We start from the raw sequence: 6,427 nt of genomic DNA on the forward strand, positions 1-6,427 counted from the left end.
CGGAAGGCACAAATTCTGCCCATAGGGTACGAGGAGATCGTTGTAGATGATCCAGTACTGCTTCGGTAGCGTGCGTCGTAGGGTCCGTTCAGATTCCTCCGGTGTCTTCGTTGTGATATAGCCCCATCGATTGCTGATCCGGTGGACATGAATATCGACACAGATCCCAGGCTTGCCGTAACCGATAGTCACAACCAAATTTGCGGTTTTTCGTCCGACTCCGGGCAAAGTGACCAGTTCATCGATGGAGTCCGGTACCACTCCGCCATACTCGTCGATCAGCCGGCGGCAAATTTGGTGAATGGCTTTGGCCTTCGTCCGATAAAAGCCTACCGGATAAATCACCTGCTCAAGCTTCTTCAGCGGCAGCTTCAACATGGCTGCCGGTGTGCGAGCCATGGCGAAAAGTCGATCACCCGCTTCCCTTGTTGTCCTGTCTTTGGTCCGCAAACTGAGGAGGGTGGAAATGAGGATGAGAAAGGGATCGCGGTCGGACTCTTTGGCTACGACTCCAACAACAGGTTCTTGCCAACGGCGAATCTCCCGCTTGAGGATACGGACGGCTGCATGGATCTGCTCCTGACGCATGGTGGGATAGATCACGAACGGGAAGGGGGTAAGACGAGAGGAAGATCCTTAACGGTATGTCTAGTCAGGCCTCCGTTTTGATAGCCACTTCTGCCGGCGCCGTTGAGCTTCACGTTGCTTGGCCTTCTTTCTCACGCTGGGCTTCTCGTAAAAACGGCGACGTTTCAGCTCACGGAACAGACCTTCTCCGGCAAGCTTCTTCTTGGCAACCTTCAGAGCTTTTTCGACATTGTTGTTGAAGACCTTGATTTCCATCCGATTGATTTTCGACTTTCTCAGGTCACTGGACCTGCTGTAACGGTTTTCAATAAATCGGCGCCGGAGTCTAACACAAGCTCTTGAGTTCATCAAGGCTTTCCGTCGCCTTAGCGATCCTGGGTTGTAGGGCCTCTATAAATCGATGATTTTTTTGTGCATTTGTATTTGTGCGAACTGTAACAAGACCTGCTTGAGCCGCTGCAAGGGCTATGGTCAGTCCCACCGTAAGATCCGAGTGAATGGTCGGTTTCGCTCCCTCGCGCAATATATGGAGAATCCGCGCCACGTCACAGGACAACTCCGCGATTTCTAAAGGCACTTCCGTAGCGCGCTGGAGGGCAATCGAAATCGCACTGAGGCGATCAGGATGTCGTTGGGGCATTTTGTAGGCGCCCATCAGCCCAGCGTAGACCTCTGTATCAGCTTGAACAAGCCGATGCAGCCGCGGGCTCAACTCTAGTAGACGTTGTTCCCTGTCCAATTGTCCGCCAAGACGTGCCCCCATAATGCCCAATGAAGCCGCCAAGGCACCCGTCAATGCCGCCACGCTGCCACCGGCCGGGGCAGGTTTGGCATCGGCAACCTCGGCAAGGAAATCCGACAGGGTGTGTGCCGGTTTTTTACTGTCGAGCAGCGCCTCAACGATTCTTGTCTCAAGGACCTGTCCGGAATCGAATCGATCAAGCTGCAACGAAGCCGCTGCCGCCTGACTCAATGCCGCTTGCGGGACTAATCCGATCAGTTCGCTACCCGCCACCTCTATTCCGCGCTTTACGGCTTCGGTCTTGACCCTCTGAAACGCGGTCAGAATGGGCGTCACGAGGTAGTCGGTCAAATTCATTGCGACCTGCACCATACCGCGCCTGGATAGCGCTACCCCGATCGCTTTCACGGCGGGCAAGCCGCCATTTGAGTGACGGACGGCCCGCGCGATGGACCGGGCCTGGTCGACTTCCGTCGTGCAGAGGTTCACGTTGTAGGCGATCAGCGGAGGACGGGCGCCGATGGCGATCGCTCCCGCGCTTTGATGCAGTCGTGGGGGGCCGAAGTCGGGAATCCAACCAGGGTCCGACTCCATCCGAAAAGCCAGACCGTCGAGTCCTCCTCGTCTGACAGCCTCTAATGGAACGTGATCAGCGCGACCTGCTGCACGTTCGTATAGGAAAACCGGGACCTCCAGCTCGCGTCCGACTCGTTCGCCTAGTCGTTTGGCGAGCTGGACACAGTCTTGCATTGTCGCACCCCTGATCGGGATAAACGGCACAACATCCGTTGCGCCGATGCGGGGGTGTACTCCAACATGTGTACGCAGGTCGATGAGTTCAGTGGCGATCCGAACGACACGAAATGCAGCTTCAATAATCTCGTCCGGATCTCCGCAGAACGTCAGCACCGACCGGTGATGGTCCGCATCCATCGAGTGATCCAAGAGCGCCACGCCGGCTGTCGAAGTCACGGCATCGATCAAGGCGTCAACAATTCCTTGATCCCGGCCTTCACTGAAGTTGGGAACACACTCGACGAGTCGATCCATAGGTTTCTGCACTGTAACGAAAAAGCCGGAGGACGATGATCGTTCCTCCGGCTTCTGGCTTAACTGTCTCTTACAGTGGGCTGGCTATTTCGTCTTCTTAACGAACGCCTTGTAGATGCGGCCCGACTTTGCTTGTTCCTCTTCCAAGCCCATCATCTGATGGCCTGTGGTTTCACACCAAGCCGGCATGTCTTTTTTGATGCCCTCATCATCGGAGACGACTTCCAGCACCTGTCCCAACGCCAACTCTTTGATTTTCTTGGACGTGAGAATGATCGGCATTGGACAGAAATACCCCAACGTGTCGAGTTTGACATCGGCCTGCATCATGCAACACCCTCGCTTCAATTCAGATGAACAGATTGACACTGCCTTGCTTGGCTTCCGCCAAATACGTGGTCACGCCGGCGAACTGATCGATGCCGTCGATCAACGTATCCTTGGTAATACCCATGAGGCCCATCGTCGTCGTGCAGGCGATGAACCGCACGCCCAGATCGAGGGCTGTTTGCATCAACTCCGGCACACCGGGCATCCGGTTTTGCTTCATCACCGTCTGCATCATCTTAGTCCCCAACCCACCGAAGTGGAAACGAGACAATGGAAGCGTATCGGCGCCGCCTCTGTTGAGCAGTCCAAACATCCGTCGAAGCCAGTCTTTGGCCGAACTGGTCCTCCCCCGCCTCCGAATAGCATTCAATCCCCAAAACGTAAAAAATATCGTCACACGCATACCCATCGCAGCGGCGCCGGTGGCGATAATAAAAGCCGCCATCGCTCGATCGAGATCACCGCTCAGCAACACGATCGTGACTCTCTCCGACTTGGATTCTTGTAGTTGCGCCAATGTCGTCGTCGGCTCTATGTGTGTGGCTATCATGATCTCACCCTGTATACTTCGAATTCTGACCAAGGACAGAATAGTATGTGATCCTTCGGGGTGTCAAGAAACGGCTAGCGGCGCTACCGTGTGGTCATTGCTTGACCTATCTCCGTCCCCTCGTTATAGTCGGAATCCATTGCGCCATACCCGTCTCGCGAGGTTCCTTCCTATCAAATGACTCTCATGATCGAACAACCGTCACCTCAGGTTGCATCTTCCAAGAGCGCTCCACTCTTTGGCTTTTGGTACCCGGCCGTGCCCAGCAATACACTCCGCCCTGGCACGATGAAGGGGTTGCAGATGTTGGGTTTGCCGATCGTCCTTTGTCGTGATCGAGCCGGCGGCCTCGCGGCGATGCGCGATATCTGTCCGCACCGTGGTATGCCTCTGTCCTTCGGCCGGTTCGACGGCGAGCGAATGGAATGTTCGTATCATGGGTGGCAGTTCGACATGAAGGGGCGCTGTCGATGCATCCCCGCTCTTCCCGAACAGGGGACTCTACAAACCGACAAGATCGGCGTCACGACGTATCCGGCTGAGGAAACCGACGGCATGATTTGGCTGTATTTGGCCGATGAACGAGGTCATATCGATCCGTTGCCGCCGGTCCCGCGTATGCCGCTCCCATCGGAACCTCGACAATCGTTCCACATTTCGTTGACCTATGCCTGTACTCCGGACGATGGCATCATCGGTCTCATTGATCCGGTTCATGGCCCCTATGTTCATTCTTGGTGGCGCAGTGACGCCCGTATGCATGAGAAGACGAAGATCTTTGAGCCGATTCCGTACGGTTTCCGGATGACCGCCCACCGACCGGCGAAGAACAGCGGCCCGTTTCATTGGATGGAACGTATTTTCGGAGGACCGCTCACCACCACGATCGACTTCTTTCTGCCGAATCAACGGGTGGAACTCATGCAATGCGGAAGAGCGTGGCTCGCCAATCGATTGATGGCTACGCCGATGTCCGACATGGAATGTCGCATCGATTTCTCCGCCTATTGGGTCGGGCTGCATTGGATTCCGTTCGGCAATCTGATTTTTCGCACGCTGACCAAAATGTTTCTCGGCCAGGATGAACGGGCGATGAAGCACTTGGCGGTGGGACTTCGCCACAAACCGTCGTCGATGTTTCTGGGTGATGCCGATATGCCGGCGAAATGGTATTACAAGTTGAAGGCCGCCCATCAGGCTTCGGTCCAAACCGGCCGGCCTTTTGATCATCCTCTCAAAGAGCGCGTGACGCTCCGGTGGCGAAGTTGACCTCGCTCTTTCTGGAGTCCATGCCGATGTCAGGGGTCACGCCTGCAGGTCTTCTTGCTCATTCGCTAAAATAAACCCCATCGCTCGTTTGATCTGGTCGCGCGTTCCCAGAAGTACCACGATGTCGCCGGCAAGGAGTGTTGTTTTGTCCGCTGGATTGGATTCGGTGACGCCGCCTCTGGTCAAGGCGATGATGGACGTTCCAATTCGCGGCCGCAACGCCAGTTGAGCGATCGTCTTTCCGGCTGCCGGCGAATCTTCCTCGATGCGGCAGGTCTCCACTTCGACATCAGCGAGGGTGCCGCCGCGGAGATGGTGAGCCAGCTCGGGGAGCTCGCTGCGGCGGAGGAGGGCGTATCCTTCCCGACGCACCTGTTCGGCCTTTCGTATGATGAAATCTTGCGGCATGTCGTAGGTGCGAAGGACGAGCGCAAAAATTTCAATCGACGTTTCAAATTCTTCCGGTACCACATCGTCCACGCCCAGCTGGTGCAATTCCTCCAACTCTCGCAAATAGCGTGTGCGAACTACGATGTGAATTTTCGGGTTCAAGCCTCGAGCCACCTGCACCGTCCGTCGGGCCATGAACGGATCGGAGATCGCGACGACCAGGACCCGTGCGTCTTCGATCTTCACGTGTCTCAAGACATTCGGGTTTGTGGCATCCCCATAGTAGAGCGGCAAACCGTGGGCTGCTTCTCGTCGCACCGCGTCGCCGTCCAAATCCAACGCGATGTAGGGCACCTCCGTTTCACCCAATACACGGGCCAGGTTGCGTCCGTTGAGCCCGTATCCCACGATAATGACATGGTCTTTGATGTGTAGATGCCGTCCCTCTGCTTCGAGCACATGGGCCGTCGTCTGCCCGGGAAACCAATGGTGAAGCCGTTGCACGGCCTCGACACGTCGCGCGAGATGCGGAGATAACTGCATCAAGAACGGCGTGATGATCATGGAGCAGACCGAAACCGCCAGAAAGATTTGATACGGCGCTCCGTACAAGAGCTTATTTTCCAAGCCGACCTGTGCCAGGATAAAACCGAACTCTCCTACCTGAGCAAGGGCAATTCCTGTCATGACGGCCGAGCGAGGAGGCATGGAAACCGCCAACACGGCTCCCGCTCCGGCGATGAACTTGACGAGCAGTACGACGAGTAACACACCGGTCACGACGAGCGGATACTCCAGCAAGATATGCCAATCCATGAGGATGCCGATAGAGACAAAAAATAAACTATTGAAGCTGTCTCGAAACGGCAACACTTCGGCGATGGCTTGATGACTGTACTCCGATTCGGAAATCACGAGTCCGGCGATGAAGGCTCCCAAAGCGAGCGACAGCCCACCGAGAGACATCAACCAAGCAATGCCGAGGCACATGACGATGATGGTCAACAGAAAGAGCTCTCGGCTTCGGCTACGAACGATGTGGTCGAGTAATTTCGGAACCACATACCACGCGGCTGCGATGATGCATGCGACCACCACTATCGATTTCATCAACGAGAGCAGCACCTGGCTGAACGTCCCTTCCCCGTGGCTGGCAAGAATGGGCGTCAGTAAGATCATGGGGACGACGGCCAAGTCCTGGAAGATCAAGATTCCGATGGTGGCCCGCCCATGAGGTGAATCGCTGTCTCCGCTGGCGGCCAACGCTTTCAATACAATCGCGGTGCTGCTGAGCGAGAGCAGAAACCCCCAAAAGATCGCTTGCGGTGTCGGTAATCCTGCCAGTGTGCCGCCGAACCATGCGATCGCGATGACCCCACCGACTTGAATCGGAGCAGCAATCAAGAGCAGTCGTCGAAGCGAGGTCAGTTGCACCAGAGAGAACTCGATACCGATGGTAAACAGCAGCAGCGCAATCCCGATTTCCGCCAGCATGTGCACCGTCGCGA

7 protein-coding genes are annotated in these 6,427 nt (G+C 55.8%); 1 reads left to right on the plus strand and 6 read right to left on the minus strand.

The window, feature by feature from the left end:
• The 5 genes from ACOSYY_RS00720 to ACOSYY_RS00740 all read right to left on the minus strand — a co-directional run.
• Window positions 1–588 (minus strand): endonuclease III domain-containing protein (locus tag ACOSYY_RS00720; protein ID WP_421660309.1); only part of this gene is annotated, 588 nt, incomplete at its 3' end.
• A 60-nt stretch (window positions 589–648) separates the two neighbouring features.
• A complete protein-coding gene (gene rpsU, locus ACOSYY_RS00725; protein ID WP_421660310.1) occupies window positions 649–843 on the minus strand; it encodes a 30S ribosomal protein S21 in 195 nt (64 codons plus the stop codon).
• 70 nt (window positions 844–913) lie between these two features.
• Window positions 914–2,380, minus strand: coding sequence for a glutamate formimidoyltransferase (ftcD, locus tag ACOSYY_RS00730; RefSeq protein ID WP_421660311.1), 1,467 nt, complete (start codon window positions 2,378–2,380; stop codon window positions 914–916).
• An 84-nt stretch (window positions 2,381–2,464) separates the two neighbouring features.
• Window positions 2,465–2,710: a sulfurtransferase TusA family protein gene (locus tag ACOSYY_RS00735; protein WP_421660312.1), complete on the minus strand. Its 246-nt coding sequence runs from the start codon at window positions 2,708–2,710 to the stop codon at window positions 2,465–2,467.
• 19 nt (window positions 2,711–2,729) lie between these two features.
• Window positions 2,730–3,260 (minus strand): DsrE/DsrF/DrsH-like family protein, encoded by a 531-nt coding sequence (locus ACOSYY_RS00740; RefSeq protein ID WP_421660313.1) that lies wholly within the window; start codon window positions 3,258–3,260, stop codon window positions 2,730–2,732.
• A 186-nt stretch (window positions 3,261–3,446) separates the two neighbouring features.
• Between ACOSYY_RS00740 and ACOSYY_RS00745 the strand changes: the two genes are divergently transcribed.
• Window positions 3,447–4,529, plus strand: coding sequence for a Rieske 2Fe-2S domain-containing protein (locus tag ACOSYY_RS00745; protein ID WP_421660314.1), 1,083 nt, complete (start codon window positions 3,447–3,449; stop codon window positions 4,527–4,529).
• Window positions 4,530–4,565: 36 nt separating this feature from the next.
• On the opposite strand, the gene ACOSYY_RS00750 is transcribed toward ACOSYY_RS00745, so the two are convergent.
• Window positions 4,566–6,427: monovalent cation:proton antiporter family protein (locus tag ACOSYY_RS00750; protein WP_421660315.1), on the minus strand; the 1,862-nt coding region annotated here is incomplete at its 5' end.

The organism is Nitrospira sp. BLG_2, assembly GCF_049222245.1.